This window comes from Pseudomonas serbiensis (assembly GCF_030580745.1).
GTDB lineage: Bacteria > Pseudomonadota > Gammaproteobacteria > Pseudomonadales > Pseudomonadaceae > Aquipseudomonas > Aquipseudomonas serbiensis.
The window spans coordinates 1-17,676 of record NZ_JAUQOO010000022.1 but is presented as its reverse complement, the minus strand read 5'-3'; the positions used below and the strand labels follow the sequence as shown (position 1 = coordinate 17,676).

The 17,676-nt window shown below is 56.6% G+C and carries 13 protein-coding genes and 1 pseudogene; 8 read left to right on the top strand and 6 right to left on the bottom strand.

Going from position 1 to position 17,676, the window contains the following annotated elements; all coding sequences use genetic code 11:
* Positions 1-136: 136 nt before the first annotated feature.
* A pseudogene (locus tag Q6A51_RS27645) lies at positions 137-1,246 on the top strand (cache domain-containing protein); the annotation flags it as partial.
* A gap of 87 nt (positions 1,247-1,333) precedes the next feature.
* The gene (locus Q6A51_RS27640) at positions 1,334-2,101 is read left to right on the top strand and encodes a methyl-accepting chemotaxis protein (protein ID WP_371856347.1); all 768 of its coding nucleotides are present in this window, start codon (positions 1,334-1,336) and stop codon (positions 2,099-2,101) included.
* Between the two features lie 121 nt (positions 2,102-2,222).
* On the opposite strand, the gene Q6A51_RS23120 is transcribed toward Q6A51_RS27640, so the two are convergent.
* From Q6A51_RS23120 to Q6A51_RS23095, 6 genes are all read right to left on the bottom strand, one after another.
* The gene (locus Q6A51_RS23120; RefSeq protein WP_013692815.1) at positions 2,223-2,975 is read right to left on the bottom strand and encodes an IclR family transcriptional regulator; all 753 of its coding nucleotides are present in this window, start codon (positions 2,973-2,975) and stop codon (positions 2,223-2,225) included.
* Between the two features lie 193 nt (positions 2,976-3,168).
* Entirely contained in the window at positions 3,169-4,101 is a 933-nt protein-coding gene (locus Q6A51_RS23115; protein WP_013692814.1) for a LysR family transcriptional regulator, read from the bottom strand.
* A 55-nt stretch (positions 4,102-4,156) separates the two neighbouring features.
* Positions 4,157-4,954: an enoyl-CoA hydratase/isomerase family protein gene (locus tag Q6A51_RS23110; RefSeq protein WP_304575818.1), complete on the bottom strand. Its 798-nt coding sequence runs from the start codon at positions 4,952-4,954 to the stop codon at positions 4,157-4,159.
* 60 nt (positions 4,955-5,014) lie between these two features.
* Positions 5,015-5,752, bottom strand: a complete 738-nt coding sequence (locus Q6A51_RS23105; protein ID WP_048392910.1) for an enoyl-CoA hydratase/isomerase family protein — start codon at positions 5,750-5,752, stop codon at positions 5,015-5,017.
* A gap of 51 nt (positions 5,753-5,803) precedes the next feature.
* Positions 5,804-6,844: a CDP-6-deoxy-delta-3,4-glucoseen reductase gene (locus Q6A51_RS23100; protein WP_095058149.1), complete on the bottom strand. Its 1,041-nt coding sequence runs from the start codon at positions 6,842-6,844 to the stop codon at positions 5,804-5,806.
* A gap of 68 nt (positions 6,845-6,912) precedes the next feature.
* A complete protein-coding gene (locus Q6A51_RS23095; RefSeq protein ID WP_304575817.1) occupies positions 6,913-9,027 on the bottom strand; it encodes an acetate--CoA ligase family protein in 2,115 nt (704 codons plus the stop codon).
* A gap of 555 nt (positions 9,028-9,582) precedes the next feature.
* Between Q6A51_RS23095 and Q6A51_RS23090 the strand changes: the two genes are divergently transcribed.
* From Q6A51_RS23090 to Q6A51_RS23065, 6 genes are all read left to right on the top strand, one after another.
* Complete coding sequence (locus tag Q6A51_RS23090; RefSeq protein ID WP_095058147.1) at positions 9,583-10,140, top strand: hypothetical protein; 558 nt, start codon at positions 9,583-9,585, stop codon at positions 10,138-10,140.
* Between the two features lie 144 nt (positions 10,141-10,284).
* Positions 10,285-11,529 (top strand): SMP-30/gluconolactonase/LRE family protein, encoded by a 1,245-nt coding sequence (locus Q6A51_RS23085; RefSeq protein ID WP_304575816.1) that lies wholly within the window; start codon positions 10,285-10,287, stop codon positions 11,527-11,529.
* 58 nt (positions 11,530-11,587) lie between these two features.
* Positions 11,588-14,023, top strand: a complete 2,436-nt coding sequence (locus Q6A51_RS23080; protein WP_304575815.1) for a pyrroloquinoline quinone-dependent dehydrogenase — start codon at positions 11,588-11,590, stop codon at positions 14,021-14,023.
* A 321-nt stretch (positions 14,024-14,344) separates the two neighbouring features.
* The gene (gene tcuA, locus Q6A51_RS23075) at positions 14,345-15,799 is read left to right on the top strand and encodes an FAD-dependent tricarballylate dehydrogenase TcuA (protein WP_304575814.1); all 1,455 of its coding nucleotides are present in this window, start codon (positions 14,345-14,347) and stop codon (positions 15,797-15,799) included.
* Complete coding sequence (gene tcuB, locus Q6A51_RS23070) at positions 15,786-16,943, top strand: tricarballylate utilization 4Fe-4S protein TcuB (protein ID WP_304575813.1); 1,158 nt, start codon at positions 15,786-15,788, stop codon at positions 16,941-16,943. Before tcuA ends, tcuB begins: the two co-directional genes overlap by 14 nt.
* A gap of 326 nt (positions 16,944-17,269) precedes the next feature.
* The coding region (locus tag Q6A51_RS23065) for a carbohydrate porin (RefSeq protein ID WP_304575812.1) at positions 17,270-17,676 on the top strand (407 nt) is incomplete at its 3' end.

The window sequence follows — 17,676 nt, the reverse complement described above, 5'->3', positions numbered from 1 at the left end:
TGAGCGGCTCAAGATGTGTGCGGACTGAAAACAGTCCGCTTCATCGGCGGAGCCGCCGAACATATCGCACCCGAGCAGAATCGGGTGTAAAGGCGACTACCGCGTGAAATTGGCCGTTTGCCCGTCCTCCCTGTTTATGGGCTTCACAATGAAAATAAAAAACAAGCTTGTGCTGACGTTCGTATTGGTCGCCTTTATACCCGTGAGCCTGGTCGCAGTGGTTTCCGTGACCAACACGCGAACGCTAGCGGCTGATCAGTTTATGGATGGCAGTACGCGGGAAATACGCCAGATCGATGGCAACATTCGCCAGTTTTTCGAGGCAAGCCTGCAAAATGTCGATCAAATGGCAACCGATCCAGTTTATGTATCGGTTGGCGCGCTGAAGAACTATCAGACCGGTGATGCCGCCAGCCGGCCATTGCCTCCTGCGGCCCAGCAACTGATCGAAAGGTTTGCTCATTACGGTGCAGCCCACCCGTCCGCGGCGATTCTCTCCATCGGCCTGGAGGACGGCTCCTATGCCAAATGGCCAGATGATCCTCAGTTGGCCAACTACGATCCACGTTCACGCCCCTGGTATAAAGCGGCGATGGCGAGCCCTGGCAAAACCGTACGAACACCCGCTTTTTACCCGGCTTATGATTACGGTAAGGAAGATGCAGCACTGGTGGGGACAGCCAGGGCAATGATCACGAGCGATGGCATCGTCAAAGGTGTGTTAGCCGTGAACGTGTCTTTGAAAAACCTCACCGAGCTGGTCAAAAGCATCAAGCTTGGCGAAAGCGGCTACGTGATGTTGATCGAGGACGGCGTCGTACTGGTAGACCCCCGCGACACAACGCATAGCTTCAAGCCGCTCAAGGACCTGGGCGAGGCCTATGCAAAGTTGGCCGCCACCCCGCAGGGATCAACCGAGGTTGAACTCAATGGGATCCCTTACATGGCCAACGTCTGGACGTCGCCTGATCTTGGCTGGCGCTATATCGGCTTGATCGAGCGCAGTGAAGTCATGAGCGCGGCCACTCGCATGACCTACCTCACCGCCCTCATCGTGGGAGGATTGACAGTCATTTTTGCCCTGGTCGCCGTGGCATTTTCCAAGTCCATCGTCAAACCCATCAGCCAGGTCAGCACCGGACTGCAATCGATCGCACAGGGCGAGGGAGATCTGCGTCGCGAACTAGAGTTTCAGGGTAACGACGAAACCGCTGAGCTGGCAGGCTGGTTCAATAAGTTTCTCACCGCCATACGTCAGTTGATCCAACACATCGGCGCCGCATCGAGCAATCTGCAAAATGCCTCGAGGGTTAACAGCGAGGTTGCCAACAACATGAACGAGGCCGCCGGGAGACAGCGCGAAGCGGTGGAATTGGTGTCGACCGCGTTCAACGAGATGGTCGCAACCGCCAATGAGGTGGCCCGCTCATGCAGCGGCGCAGCAGAGTCCGCCGAGAACGGACATCGCCGTGTGGCGGAGGGCAAGCAGCAGATCGAGATCACCACGGACAACGTGAATCGCCTGGGACGCCGTCTGACCGAGTCGTCGCAGTCCATGACAGAGCTCGAAGCCGGCAGCCGCAGCATCAACCAGATCCTTGGCACCATTCGCGCCATTGCCGAGCAAACCAATCTGCTGGCCCTGAATGCAGCCATCGAAGCCGCCAGGGCGGGTGATCAAGGTCGAGGATTTGCAGTGGTGGCAGATGAAGTCAGAGCACTGGCCAAACGCACATCCGATTCGACCGGCGAAATCGAGCAACTGCTCGGCGCCCTAGGCAGCAAGACCCAGGAGGTGATGGGCAAAATGGGAAGTTGCCTTGAGCTTTCGCGAGCCAGTGTGTCGTCCATCGAAAGCACCCGGGACAGCTTTGAAGGCATCCAATTGTCGGTCAATGAAATAAGGGATCAAAACCTGCAGATATCCGCCGCCGCTGAAGAGCAGCATAGCGTGGCCGAAGAGATCAATCGGCATATCCAGCAGATTTATGACGAGGCTCGGCTGGTGGAGAGCTTGGCCAACTCTGCACAGGATGACTCCGGCAAGTTGTCGAGTCTGTCAGATGAGCTGAACGGTCTGGTGGGACGCTTCAAATCGTGAACCGTCGTCGTTCGCCTGGAAGTCCCAACTGGTCCATTCGCATGGAAGTGACCAGCGGAGCGTTTCGTTCTCGCGATGAGCCGCTGTCAAGACATCCAGGCTTGAGGTCAGGCGCACATCATCAGTCGGATGTAGGGGCGGGCAAGGCCACCTCTCCACCGAATTGTCGCGATATGACTTCGGCACCTTTGACTGCCAACTCGATAAACTCCTTTTCATTCATGTTCATTCGGACAGTCGGTGCCCCCACCGACAAGCAATAGTGCACTTCTTGATTGACGTCCTTGATGGGTACCGAGATCGCCGAGATGCCTAACAGCCGTTCGCCATGGGAAACGGCATAACCCTGCTCCCGGATCATGGCGAACTCTTCAAGCACCGCGCCATTGGTGCGCTTCGTCGCTTTGGCAACATTTTTGACTAACGGGGTGAGCTGGGCTTTGGGCATATAGGCCATCAAGACCTTTGAAGCAGACCCTACCAACAAGGGAATCTGTTCACCCGCCTGGACCACCGCGCGCAACGGTGCCGAGCTGGTAGTGACCGAGTCGAGACAGACTCGATTGCGATCACTCACCGCATGGATGGAGACTGTTTCTTCAGTCTGCTCAGCGAGTTCTTGCAATACGGGTCGAGCGATCTCACGAATACCCAGGGTACTTTTTACCAGGCCAGCCAAGCGCGTGAACCGGAAGGACAAGCAATATTGCTGCTCGAGACGTACCAAGTAGCCAGCCTTTTCAAGACTCTGGACAATACGAAACGTCGTCGACTTCGGTAGCTCGATACGGTCTGCAATGTCTTGAAGCGTAAGGCTGCTGCGGTCTGAACTAAAGCTTTCGAAAACTGCCAAGATACGTTGCACAGAGCGCATCATTCTTGAAAAACCCCATCAAAATCGTTGATCGTAACGATCCTCCTCGACACGAAATGCTTCATTCGCCAACAAACGAGAATCAGTCTCAAAATAACATACTAGCATGACGCTATTTCACTCGCCAACTTCAGTTCCACCCACCGAACTCGAGAACGGAGGCACATCGAGACGGCTGGCGACCGCGCCTTGTTCAGTCGGGCACCGTTACCAGTTGCGTGCCCAGCCAACGTTTATCCGAAACCAACGTGCGAACGACGTCAGCCAAAACAACACGTGCTGCCAAACCCGCCGGCGACAACTCATCGTCCGACAAACTGGCGACTTGATTCAAGCGGGTAAAATTGAACTCGGAAATGGGTACCGTATCGAAACGGTCTTTATCATGCCTTGCAAGTGCCGCGCTAGGTTGCACCGTCATCCCCAAGCCCGCCCCCACCGCGTCCATGAGTATCGCAAGCCCGTCGATTTCCGCGATGACGTTCATCGTGCAGCCTTCTCTTTCAAAAGCATTGTTTATCAGCGCCCTGAGGCCGTGCGTACTGCCGGGCAATATAAGGGGGACGTTGGAAAGCTCACTGATTGACAGCGATTCACTCTTGCGGACCAGGGAAAAGTCAGCTGCGGAAATAGCGAAAAGACGTTCATTTACCAGCGGTTGAGTGCTGAATCTGCGCCCATGATCAGCGCCAAACAATATCGCAAGATCGATCTGTCTAGCACTCAGCATCCGCTCCAGGTTGCCCGATAACGCCTCGACAATACGAAGGGAAATATCCGGGTATCGCTCTCGCATCGCCTCCATGAACGGCAGTGCAACGACGCCTGAGGTGGATGGAGCCAATCCCACCGTGACATGCCCGGCGAACCGTCCAGTCCTGGCCGCGTGGGCCGCATCCTCTGCGTTGCGCAACACCAGTTGTGCTCGATGCCAGAATGCCAATCCGGCGCTGGTGGGCTGCACGCCGCTCTTCTTTCTTAGCAGCAACCGAACGGACAGTTCATTCTCCAGTCGACTGATTTGTTGACTGAGGGCCGAGGTGACAACATCGAGTTCAAGCGCTGCTCGCCCCATGCTTCCACACTCAACTACCCGGACAAAGTAGCGCAGTTGACGCAGTTCCATCGGACACCTCCACTATCACAACGATGCCTGGACCGGTCGGTCCAGGCACGACACGCTATTTGCCGATAAAACGCGGTTTCCTTTTTTCCTTGTAAGCTTTGATGGCCTCCTTGTAATCATCCGTGGATTGCACCACGGCCATCTGCGCAGCCACCGACTCCAAGCTCGTCCGTAAATCGGTCCGCAGCGATTGGTATAGCAGCTTCTTTATGCTGCGTTGCTGGATGGGAGGGCCATCCGCCAGGCGTGTAGCAAAATCCAGCGTTTGCTGCATGAGCTCGTCATCACTGAATACTCGGTTGACGATGCCCAATGCCAACGCCTCTTCAGCACTGACGAAATCGCCCGTCCATAATAATTCCAGGGCTTTCGCGGTACCGACTATGCGCGGCAGCAAATAGCAACCGCCATTTCCAGGGATCAGGCCAACACGAATATAAGCCTCAGCAAATCGAGCCGACTCTGATGCGAAACGCATATCGCACTGCAACGAAAGATCCATGCCCGCCCCCACCGCCGCGCCGTTTACCGCCGCAATGAGTGGCTTTTCAAAGCTCTCGATCGCTAATGCCACCTGGTGGGTGACTTTTTGCAATCTGATTTTACGCTCGAGCGGCGTTGGATCCCCCTCTGCGCTTTCGGCGGCCCGACGGCCCAGGTCGCCTCCGGAGCAGAATGCATCACCGGCACCGGTGATGACGAAACAACCGATGTCATCATTTTCATCGGCAGCCAGCAATGCAGTGCGAAGTGAATCCAGCATGCTCTCGCTCAAGGCGTTCTTTTTTTCGGGCCGGTTTAGCTTGGCTACCATGACCCGGCCAACGGTACTGACTTCTAGATCAGACATCATATTCCCTCAGTTCGATATGGACACGCCGCCCGTGCAAAACCACACTCGTTGCCCGCTGCGCTATTGCTCGGCCTGAGCCAGTGCACGGTGTCGTGCATGCTCGTCCCGAGCCTGCAACAATGCAGCTCTCAGCGAACGATTGAGCCACCGCTTGTTTTCGGCAAACGTGCGCGGGTTCTTTGCCCCCAACGCCTGCCCCAGCGCCGAAGCTTTCAAATGGAGTTCGTCTCGCAGGGCTACCTCGCGGACCAGCCCTCTCGCCAATGCTTCGGTAGCCTTCATCGCCCTGCCGCTCTGAATCAGATCAAGCGCCAAAGCGCGTCCGCCGATGACCTCTAAAATGTTCGCACCCGAGAAGGTGGCGATACCCAAATCAATTTCGGGCAACGACAGTTTCGCGGTATCGACGGCGACACAGGCATCCGCCAAGAGCGCAAGCATCGCGCCACCTCCCGTCGCGGTACCATTGAGCACTGTGACAACTGGCTTGGGGCAGTCCATCACGGCGTCCTGCAGCGCCGCCAACGCTAACGACCTTCGTTCACGCTGGCGTGCCGTATCACCGTCCGCCGGTTGTTCACGAATATCGACCCCTGCGCAGAACACGCGCTCGCCAGAGCCGGTCAGCATCACCGCGTTTATCTGCGGGTCATCAGTGGCTGCCTGCAGTGCAGCCGTCACACGCTCCATCATATCCACCGTCATGGCATTCGCCTTGGCGGCACGATTCAGAGTGATCCACAGGAGCGACTCATGTCGCTCAACCGTCAACTCGCTGGCTAGTTCATCCACGGACATCTTCCTCCACGTGCTTGTTTTTATTTTCAATCGAGACACACGACACGAGTTCTACTGGACAGCCTTTTGTCCCGACACAAACATGTCCGCGAAGAACTCTTCCTCGGGGAGGTTGCGTAACGCCACAAAATCCTGCCTTGCCGATTGCACGACGATGGGCGCTCCACAGGCATAGACCTGATGCTGGGAAAGATCCTCGTAATCTTCCATGACTGCACGGTGAACAAAGCCGACCCGACCTTCCCATAGGTCGTCGGGGTGCGCTTCTGACAGGACAGGTATGAACGTGACGTTGTGACTTTTCGTCCAAGCCTCGGCAACGGAACTCAAATACAGATCCGAGGCCCTTCGCCCGCCCCAATAGAGCGTTATTTCACGACTCGATGCTTTTTCAAGTTCGCGCTCAATCATGGCTTTGATCGGTGCGAACCCTGTGCCGCTGGCAACGAAGACCATTGGTTTGCTGCTGTCTTCACGCACAAAAAAAGTACCTAGCGGGCCTTCAAGGCGCACCAGGTCGTTTTCTTTCATGACATTGAAAACGTGTTGGCTAAACGGGCCACCGTAATTCCTGAGATGCAATTCCAACACGTTGTCGTCGGGCACGTTTGCCAGCGACAAACTGCGACGAATACCGCCTGGCATCACGACGTTGATGTATTGCCCAGGCAAAAACCTGAAAGACTCCTTGGCAGGGAGGCGTAGGCGAATTCTCATCACATCCTCGGCCAGGCGCTCAAGACGATCGACACGGGAAACAAGCCGTCGAATAGGGATGTCTTGTGTTGCTTCCACCACCTCGCAGGCGATCGTCAATGCGGTTAAAGCCTTTGCCTGGCACAGGAGCGCGTATCCCTGCTGCCGGTCCTCGTTGGAAAGTATCGCCATGCTGGACTCCGCATGATCGACCACCCCGTCGAGTACTTTGGCCCGACAGGTTCCGCAGATGCCATTTTGACAACTGTAGGGCAGTTGACACCCGCTTTTGAGGGCGGCAGCAAGTATCGTATCGTCTTGCTGCACCTCGAACGTGCGGTCGATAGGCTTCACATTGACCCGATGCGTCAATGTGGCGGACAGACTGTCATTCATAGCGATTCACCCCTTTACAGAATGTTTTGTACATTGCTCTTTCTCGCGACAAGCTTGGGGGCGGCTCATTAACCGCGCACAATCAAGGCGTCCGCGGCAATCACACCGTGGGGCAATACAAACATTGGATTGATGTCGATTTCGGCTATATCGCTGCGCTGCTCCCAGGCAAACTGCGATAACGCCACCAACGCGCGGGCAACAGCATCGACGTCAAGGGGAGGCGCGCCCCGAACCCCGTTCATGATCACGCTGCATTGCAATTCATCGAGCATTTCCATAGCGGTTGGCAGGCCGAAAGGGGCGATTCGACACGCGGAATCCTTCAGTACTTCCGCATAAATCCCACCTGCGCCGACTACCACCACCGGGCCAAATGAAGGATCCTTGACCACCCCGGCAATCAGTTCGAAGCCACCTGTCACCATCTCGGAAACGAGGACACCTTCAATGTGGGCGGCAGGCACATGCCGTTGCGCGTTGGCTAACACCTGCTCGATCGCTGACTCCAGCTCCTGGGCAGTCCAAATGCCGACCTTTACGCCGCCTATTTCGGTTTTGTGCGCAATGTCCGCAGAGACAATCTTGACGACTAGTGGCGCTTTGACTTTGTCGAACAGCGCAGCGTCAAAACCCTTCACGATCAGGTCGGTTGTGACGGGGATCCCGATGGAACGCAGCATTTCCTTGGACTCGACCTCGGACAACGATGACCGACTGCCAACGGCGGTGCTAAGCGGTACAGAAGCTCGCTCTACTTTGAGCCCCTCATCCTCTTGCATCTGCAAAATGCGCGATTGAGTCCGCTTGAATCGCATCAGCATTGCGATAGCTTTGGCGGCTCGCGACGGCGAAGGCAACACCGGAATTCCCGCATCAGCGAATACACGCAGCGCCTCTGCAATCTGAACGCTGGGGGCTGAGGAAAAAACCAGGATCGGCTTCGACGCCGACGCGGCAATTCGGGCCAATACCTGGGCTGCCGCCAGGCTGCCAGAGGCGCCTGTGGTTGCCAGGTTAATGCAAAGCGATCCTACGGCGGGGTCTTCAAGCGTCGCGCTTACAGCGGCTTCCAACTTCTGCGCATTGGCCGCTGAAAAATACCCTGCGGTAAGGTCGATTGGATTATGGACGGCCCCGATGTTAGGTACGACCGCCAGCAGCTTTTGCTGGGTATCGTTACCAAGTTCACACAAGGTCAGACCTTCAGGCTCACCCGCATCTGCGAATACGATCGCAGACCCGCCCGATACCCCCATCACCGCGACCCCCCCATTGTCCGGGTATTTTTTGCTTTCCAATGCCTTGAGGAAATCCACCGCTTCATGGATCTCTCTGATCTCGACGATCCCCGTTTGCTTGAACAGGGCACGATAGAAATCATAGACACCCGTCATGCTGGCGGTATGCGATGCGGCCGCTAGTGCGCCCTGCTCGGTGACGCCCCCCTTCCACAGCAGGATCGGCTTGCCGCGCGCCGTAGCCTTGCGGCCGATTTCCAACAGCGCACGACCGTCATTGGTTCCCTCGATATAGGCGACGATGGTGTGTGTCTCGTCATCATCAAGCAGCGCCTCAATGAGCTGTACCGTGTTGACATCGCTTTCGTTGCCCGTCGCGATGACATGCCGGAAACCAATACCGGCTTCGGCACATGCAAGGGCGATGCTGTAGCCGAATCCCCCACTCTGCGTCACCAGCGATACCGACCCTTTCTCGAGTTTCGGTTCACGCGTAATGCTGCCGAATGCGGCGTAGACACGAGAATGGATGTTGGCAAAACCGAGGCAGTTGGGCCCGATAATACGCATGCCCGCCGCCCGGGCAATCGCGAGCATTTTCTCCTCACGGAGAATCCCTTCCGGACCGCTCTCTCGAAAGCCACCGCTCAGAACCACCGCAAAAGGAACCTTCTTCTGCGCACTCGATTCCAGCACGGCTAAAACGCCCTGCGCAGGAACGCCAACCACCACGAGGTCGACGTCGCCTTCGATATCGGCAACGGACCCATAGCACTTCAAACCTTCAAAGGTTTCGTATTTGGGATTCACCGGATAGATCGCGCCGGTGTATCCATTGCTCATCAGAGCTCTTACGGCCTGAGAGCCGGGACGTCCCGCATCCTCCGACACGCCTACAACCGCAATCGAACGTGGTTCAAGCAAGTTTTTGTAATTATTCATATCGGTACTGAAGCCCTTGATCGCTATCGAAAATCGGGAGACGAGGTAAAGAGATGCAGTCGTTTCTCTGCTCTCCCCAAAAGCAGAGCTGCCACGGTGCACTGTCGTCCGCAGCCAGACGAAAGTCAATTATTTTTGGAATAGGTTTCAATGAATGAAACCACAAACACCATCTTACACAAGCTTGCACCGGCGCTAACTCAGCACGAATCTGCCACTCACAAGTTTCACCTATTGAAACTTGTGCTAATTATCAAAACACATGCTAGTATGATTTTGCGTCGACCGAGGGCACGCTACGGCCTCGTATGGACGGTTGATTTGTCCTGCATACATGCAGATTCAATAGGAGCATTGGTGATGATTTACACGCGCAGTGGGGCAGACGCCCTTGCAAATCGGAGCGTTATCGTTTCGCCCGGTACCGGAAACCAGCATTGGGGAACGACCTTCTTTGGCCCGCGGAGCTCTCAAGAGCGGGCCCCAGGCCCCCAGGCGACAATGTCTGAACTCAGAGCACACGAAGCAGTAGTGCCTCATTTCCACGGGGTGTCGATGTTTCAGTTGTTCATCGCTGGCAGTGGCACACTGGGTAATCGCGGGCAGGTACTTGAACCGCTCACCGTCCAGTTCAAAGATCATCACACGGCTTACGGACCGATCGTGGCGGGTCCGCAAGGGCTGTCCTTCGTTGCCATGCGGATGTACACCGGAAACTCCCAACCGGTCTATTTGAGTGAACCTGGCTACCGGGAGCAACTGCGTCCCAGCAAACGCCGGCACCTGACGTCCGAGCCCATCAAGTTCTCCATTGCCCCTGTGATGCAGGCCCGCGAAGAAGCGAGTTGGGAACTGCTTTTTGAAGATGAGGCAGATGGGCTGCGCGCTCAGGTATTGCGATTGGGCGCTGGTATGAAAGTGGACGGTCCGCCCCCTGGTATTGCATCCGGTTATTACGTTTTCGTCGGAAACGGCAGCGTGCTGCATGGCGAAGAAGAGCTTCCTCTCTGGTCCATGATCGTCGTGGAATCAACTGAGGAAAAGTTCGAGATCCAAGCAGGTGGCGAAGGTGCCGAGGTCCTCGTGCTCCAGTACCCACGGGAAGAGATTTGAAGTAGGGGTTCCCTCCGGCGGACTGACATTCGCTGGTCGTGTGCCCAACGTTAGCGCGCAAGAAACACAGCTTCACCCTATCAAACAATAAACAAGTCTACGCCCCTGAGGGGGAGTAAAAGGCTTTGCACAATGGAGTTCGTTATGAGCATTGGCGTAACGTTCAATTTCAAAGGGCTGGTCGCGCCGATATCCGGCGCGCCCCCCAGCCGGCTATTCGCTACGACCGCTTTACCCACGCTGACACAACTCGACATGCCTGCGGTGCACACAGCGATCAACACGACAAGCATTCATGCCGGTAGGAAACGTTCGGATAGAAGAAGCAGCGCTCGTGTCCCTGGAGTGCTCAGAAAGCTCCAGCTAAGCAGCCTGCTGGCCTGTCTGGCTATCGGCGCCGCCGGCATCGCTACAGGCGCATACGCTGGACAACTCCCCGCCTCTTCAGCATTGGCCTACGACAAGCAGACACAAAGCCCTGTACCCATTCCAGTATCGGAACGAGGCCTTCCAACGGTTACTGCTCAAACCTGGTTCAAAGCATCCAACGAAGGTCGGATACTGGAAGGCGCGATATTTGACCGCGAGGGCAACCTGCTTTTCTGTGATGTTTCGGGTAAACGCGTACTTCGCCTCTCGCCGACCAAACAGCTTTCAATCGTAGCCACGATAGAGAACCTCTCCCCTGGCGGACTGGCATTTCATCCCGACGGACGTCTGTTCATCGCGGCTCTCGATCTGAACCGCAACCTCGGCGCGATTTTCGCGGTCAAACCCGATGGCACGGGAATGCAAACCATCATCGCGCAAGACACCGGATTCATGCCCAATGACTTGGCGTTCAACAAACAGGGTGGTTTCTACTTCAGTGATTTCAAAGGTATCTCGACCGAGCCAAAGGGCGGGATCTATTACGTTTCTCCCGATCTTTCGCCTCCTGTTGTCGTCTTGCCCCATCTCTCGATGGCCAACGGCGTAACGCTAAGTCCAGACGGAAAAACGCTGTGGGCAACCGAATTTGGCCGCAACCTTCTACATCGCATCGACCTGGCCAACGCTACTACCATCGCCACCATCAGTTCGTCCATCCCCTACCGTTTCACGGGGCCCTCCCCCGATTCGATGCGGGTCGACGCCGATGGCAATGTCTATGTGGCGATCTATGGGCAAGGTCGTGTAATGGTCTTTAACCAGATCGGTATCCCGATTGGCCAGGTGCTGCTGCCGGGGCGCGAACAAGGGCACAACCTGCTATCGACTAGCCTCGCCATTGATCCCAATACGAACACCTTGTACTCCGTCACCAGTGATGGAGATAAGGGGCAAGGAGCGACAATATTCAGCGCCAAGGTGTTCACCCATGGCTTGCCTCCGGCGTCATTCAAATGAGCCGCCTCAATGCTTGTTCCCAACACGTGTGTCCTATTGATCACATGGAGAAACCCTTATGACCCCTATTGGCGCAGAGCCTGACTCTTTGAATGCCAAGCGCGATACGACGAAAGCTTCACGATGGGTGTGTCGTATCTTTGCCATTGTATTACTGATACTCGGCCTGGCCCTTTCCATTGGCGGTGTCATCTTGGTTGCGGACGCAGGTTCTGCGTACTACCTGATCACCGGACTAGCCTTCATCACAAGCGCTGTATTTCTCTGGCGCGGCGATGCGCGAGGGATTTGGGTCTATGCCGCAATGCTGGTCTGGACCACGGCCTGGAGCTTGTGGGAAGTGGGTTTTAACGGCTGGCAGCTGGCGCCCCGACTGATTGGTCCGTTCGTTCTCGGCGCAGTACTTCTGCTACCGCATTTCACCCGACTCACGCCTGCGCCGAACACCCGGAAGCTTCCACGCGGCTGGCCATCGTTTGCCGGCGGCCTGGCCGCTGCAATCGCCTTGGGGAGCGTCAGTCACGCTTTCGGACCTGACGCACCGGACTTTCCGATGTTGAGACGCGGCTTGCAATCGCAGGCGCCAGCGAAACTGCCTGAGCCAATGGCCAACAACGAACGTACCGACTGGCAAGCCTACGGCAATGACCAGGGTGGGACCCGCTTCAGCCCGCTTGCCGACATAGACACAACCAACGTCTCGAACCTGGTCAAAGTCTGGGAAGCCGACATGGCGCCGGTGAACGGCGATCTCAACGCGATCGAAGGCACCCCCATCATGATGGGTAGTTCCCTGTACGCGTGTGATGGCAATAACGGCATCCATGCATTCGATGCGGAAACCGGAAAAGAATTGTGGCGCCGCGACATTTCCAACGGCGTACCGCAGTCGGGTAAACCTTGTCGGGGTGTGGCGTACTACAAAGTGCCTGACGCCAATGGGTTTTGCTCGGAACGCATCTACGCCCCCAGCCACAACCCCACGCTGGTGGCACTGGATGCGAAAACCGGTGAATATTGCCCAGGGTTTGGTAACAACGGCGCGGTCGATCTGACAAAGGGCGTCGCACCTTACCCACATGGCTTGTTCTACGTCAGCTCGGCACCGCAAGTTATCCGCGGCAAGATTGTCGTCGGTGGCGGCATCCCCGACGGGCAATATTGGGGTGGTCCGTCGGGCGTCATCAGGGCTTTCGATGCGGTGACAGGCGAACTCGCCTGGGCTTTTGATGCCGGCGCGCCGAATCGCCTCGGCCTGCCACCTGAAGGACAGTATTACACGCCTTCCACGCCCAACAGCTGGGCCCCCATCAGCGCGGATGAGAAGCTCGGCCTGATTTATTTGCCCGTGGGCAACGCGACACCTGATGCTTACGGTGGCCAGCGCCGTCCCTATGACGAGGACATCTCCAGTGCGGTGATCGCTCTCGACGCGGAGACGGGTCGGCTGCGCTGGAAATTCCAGGCCACGCACCACGACATCTGGGATTATGACGTCGCCTCTCAGCCCACCCTGTTGAACTGGCCTACCGCAAAGGGCATGCGGCCAGCACTGATCCAACCGACCAAGCGCGGCGAGATTTTCGTGCTCGACCGCGAGACTGGCGAGCCGATCAAGGCGGTGGAAGAACAGCCTGTGCCTCAGCGTGATATTGCCAAAGGCGAATGGCTGTCCCCTACCCAACCTGCCTCTGTCGAGCTCCCTGCTTTCAGGGGGCCTCAACTGCGCGAAAAAGACATGTGGGGGGCGACGCCGATCGACCAGATGGTTTGCCGGATCATGTTCAAACAATCGCGCTACGAGGGCCAGTTCACGCCCATCACGCTCGACAAGAATGTCTTGATCGATCCCGGTTCAATGGGTGGTGTGAACTGGAATGGCATCTCGCTGGACGTTGATCGCGGGCTGATGATCGTCAACTGGACTCAGGTCCCTGACCGAATCGAGTTGGTAACACGCGAAGAAGCAACGCAACGCAATTTCAAGATTGCACCTGGTCTGGACGCAGGGGGACAAGCCGAGCAGCCTATGCTTGACACGCCATACGGTGCTTATCGGGTCAACTTCCTTTCGCAGCTTGGCATTCCTTGCAATGCGCCGCCTTGGGGCCTGATTGGCGCTGTTGATCTTGTCAGCGGCAAGCTCATCTGGTCCAAGCCATTTGGCTCACCGCGTGACATTGGCCCGTTCGGTCTGCCGACCCTGGTCTCCATCCCGATCGGTACACCGACCGCCGGTGGCGCCGTGACGACCCGTGGCGGCCTGGTATTTATCGGTGGCGCAGCAGAGCATACGTTCCGTGCCCTGGATGCCGCCACCGGTCGGGAGCTGTGGAGCAGCCGCCTGGCCACCAGCGCAAATGCTACGCCCATGACCTACCGCAGTCCGGTCAGCGGAAGGCAATTTGTGGTGGTCGCCGAGGGTGGGCGTCCGCATTATCGTACGAAGCCTGGTTCGAAGCTGGTTGCCTTTGCAATTCCAGACAGCAAGTGATCGCTGCTGACAATAGCTGATCGACTAAGGAGCCAGTCCATCGTGACCTGTCTCCAAAGTCTTGGATTGGGCAAATCTGCCTGTCTCTGAAATGGGCTATATCCATTTCAATATCAAAGCGCCCGATGCACTTGCATCGGGCGCTTTGTATTTCTGGGAGCGTGGTAATTCCTGCCACATACCCCTCTGCACAGAAACATCACCCTTCACTAAAACTGAAGCCCTCACCTCTAAATCCGCCTTTCGCCGCGATGAGCCCATCCCTATGGTTAATCCACTGGCGGCAGTCACTTCGCCCTGCCAGTGAATCGAGGAGATACGATGGTCGACGTTCTGGTGATAGGTGGCGGCAACGCTGCGTTATGTGCCGCATTGATGGCACGAGAGGCAGGCGCCAGCGTAATGCTGCTGGAAGGCTCGCCGAAAGTCTGGCGCGGCGGAAATTCGCAGCACACGCGCAACCTTCGCTGCATGCACGATGCGCCTCAGGATGTGCTGGTCGATGCCTATCCCGAAGAAGAATATTGGCAAGATCTGCTTAAAGTCACCGGTGGTCTTACCAACGAGAAACTGGCGCGCATCGCCATTCGCGCCTCGTCATCATGCCGTGATTGGATGCGTTCACATGGCGTGCACTTTCAGCCGCCCTTGTCGGGTGCTCTGCACGTGGCGCGCACCAACGCGTTTTTCATGGGCGGCGGCAAGGCACTGGTCAATGCCTACTTTCGCAGCGCCGAACGCTTGGGCGTGAAGATCCGTTATGACGCTCAGGTCACCGACATAGAACTGGAAAACGGTGCTTTCGTCGCAGCTCACCTGGCCGAACGGGTGATAGATGGACAGCGATTCCCAGCGGAGCGTATCGAAGCTCGCGCCTGCGTCCTGGCTGCTGGCGGGTTTGAATCCAATCGCGAATGGTTACGGGAGGCTTGGGGCCAAAACGAGCGTGGTGAATGGCCATCGGACAACTTTCTGATTCGCGGCACTCGCTTCAATACCGGTGTGTTGTTGCGACGGATGCTCGATCTTGGCGCCGATGCAGTCGGCGACCCGACTCAGGCACATATGGTTGCCATCGACGCCCGGGCTCCGCTTTACGACGGCGGTATATGTACCCGCATCGACTGCGTGTCCCTGGGCGTGGTTGTCAACCGCGATGGCGAACGGTTTTACGATGAGGGTGAGGATTTCTGGCCCAAGCGTTATGCGATTTGGGGCCGTCTGGTTGCGGGACAACCCAACCAGCAAGCCTACTCGATTATCGACCAACAGGCGCTTGGCCGCTTCATGCCGCCGGTTTTCCCTGGAACCACAGCCCGGACGTTGCCAGAACTTGCTCGCCTGTTGAACTTGCCGCAAACGCAGTTCGTTAAAACCATCGAAGACTACAACAACGCTTGCCATGTCGGCACGTTCGACCACACCACGCTCGACGACTGCCATACCGAAGGGCTTACTCCCGCCAAGACTCACTGGGCAAGGCCACTCACCAAACCACCCTACTACGCCTACCCCCTCAAGCCAGGTGTCACCTTTACCTATCTTGGCTTGGCGACCGACGAAACGGCCGCCGTGCACTTTGATGGCAAGGCCAGCCCGAACCTGTTTGTCGCCGGAGAAATGATGGCTGGCAACGTACTGGGCAAGGGTTATACCGCGGGTATTGGCATGGCCATCGGTACCGCCTTCGGACGAATCGCCGGCGTACAGGCCGCGCTTTGTGCGGGGTTTGGTCTTTCTCCTGTGAACTCGGAGCTTCAACATGCAGCTGTTTGATCCCCAGGTATCCAGCCAACTGATCCCGATCCTCAACCTGCAGGAAACCGAAGTCGAACGGCAGATGACCATTTGTAATGCCTGCCGCTATTGCGAAGGTTTCTGTGCCGTATTCCCCGCAATGACCCGGCATCTGGAATTCGGTCAGGCCGACATTCATTACTTGGCGAACCTTTGCCACAACTGCGGCGCGTGCCTGTCGGCTTGCCAATACGCTGCCCCGCACGAATTTGCAGTCAACGTACCCAAAGCCATGGCCAAGGTACGGCTGGAAACCTACACCAATTACGCCTGGCCGCAGCCACTGGGTAAATTGTACCAACGCAACGGCCTTACCTTGGGGCTGGCTTCAGGCGCTGGGTTGGCGCTGTTCCTGTCGCTTACCTTGATGATCATGGGCAACCTGTTCGTTGCCATGCCAGGCGGTAACTTCTACGGGATTTTTCCACACAACACGTTGGCACTGATGTTCAGCGCGGTGTTCGGTTTTGCCGTGTTGGCCCTGGGCATCGGCGTGCGTCGATTCTGGCGCGAAATCTCACCCGCCGAGGCACCTCTGCCGCTGAAAGCCAGTGCAGCACTGGAGGCCGGCGCCAACGTCGCACAACTCAAGTACCTGGACGGCGGACATGGGGAAGGCTGCAACAACGCCGACGACGCATTCACCCTATGGCGCCGCCGCTTTCACCACCTCACCTTCTATGGGTTCATGCTGTGCTTCGCAGCCACAGGCGTTGCCACTCTCTATCATTTTTTGCTGGATTGGTCGGCCCCCTACCCGGTTTTAAGCCTGCCAGTACTACTCGGCATTTTCGGTGGCGTAGGTCTGCTGATCGGCCCAGCAGGTTTGCTCTGGATGAATCTGCGGCGTAACCCGCAGCAAGGGGACGAGAATCAGAAACCGATGGATCGTGGCTTCATCGCGCTTCTGTTCCTGGTAAGCGCTAGCGGCCTGGCATTGCTTGCCGGGCGCGAAACCAGTGCGTTGGGCTTGTTGCTTGCCATCCACCTGGGCCTAGTCATGGCGTTCTTTCTGACCATGCCCTATAGCAAATTTGCCCACGGCATATTTCGCAGCGCTGCCTTGCTGAAATACACCATTGAAAAACGCCAACCCAACCCGATCAGTGCGGCCAGCGAATGACCGGTATTTTCAAGAGCGTGCCGACGGCATCATCGGCGCCGCTAAGTTGAAAGCAACCTTCATAGCAATCACAAGGAGAGCATTACCGATTCTCAAATAAATTACCGAGCTGATTCGCAAGAACAGACGAGGCATGAGTTAGGTCCCGTCGTCTCATCAACTTACCGTGTGTCACGTCAAGCTCGACGCCTTTACAAACCCAGACTCCAGTCGCTCTTCGCTGGGATCAACCCGTTGCAGACATTCTTTAATGCTCTTCCGGGCGGAAGATCAACCTGAAGATGTGTTCGATTATCTGACTAATAAAAACAAAAGCAGAGATTATCATGACCACTCATTTGAACTGCAACACGCTTAATACTTCCGTCGCATTGCTGCTGCTTTGCGGAGCGGCCAACAGTCATGCACAAGAAGCCTTCAGTCCTGAGTCCCCTTGGATGTTGGGAGACTGGGGCGGCCTACGCACAGAATTGCTGGAAAAAGGTTATACCTTTAACGTGCTCTACACGGGCGACGCCGCGACGAATCTGGCCGGTGGCTACGACTCGCACACCACGGCGCGGTATACCGACCAACTTGCACTGATGAGCAATTTTGACCTTGAGAAAATACTCGGTTGGGAAGGCGCTGATTTTCAATTCACGATATCGGATCGTAACGGGCGCAATCTCACCAATGATGTCATCACCGATCCTCGGGTAGGCGGCATCAGTCAGGTTCAAGAGGTATACGG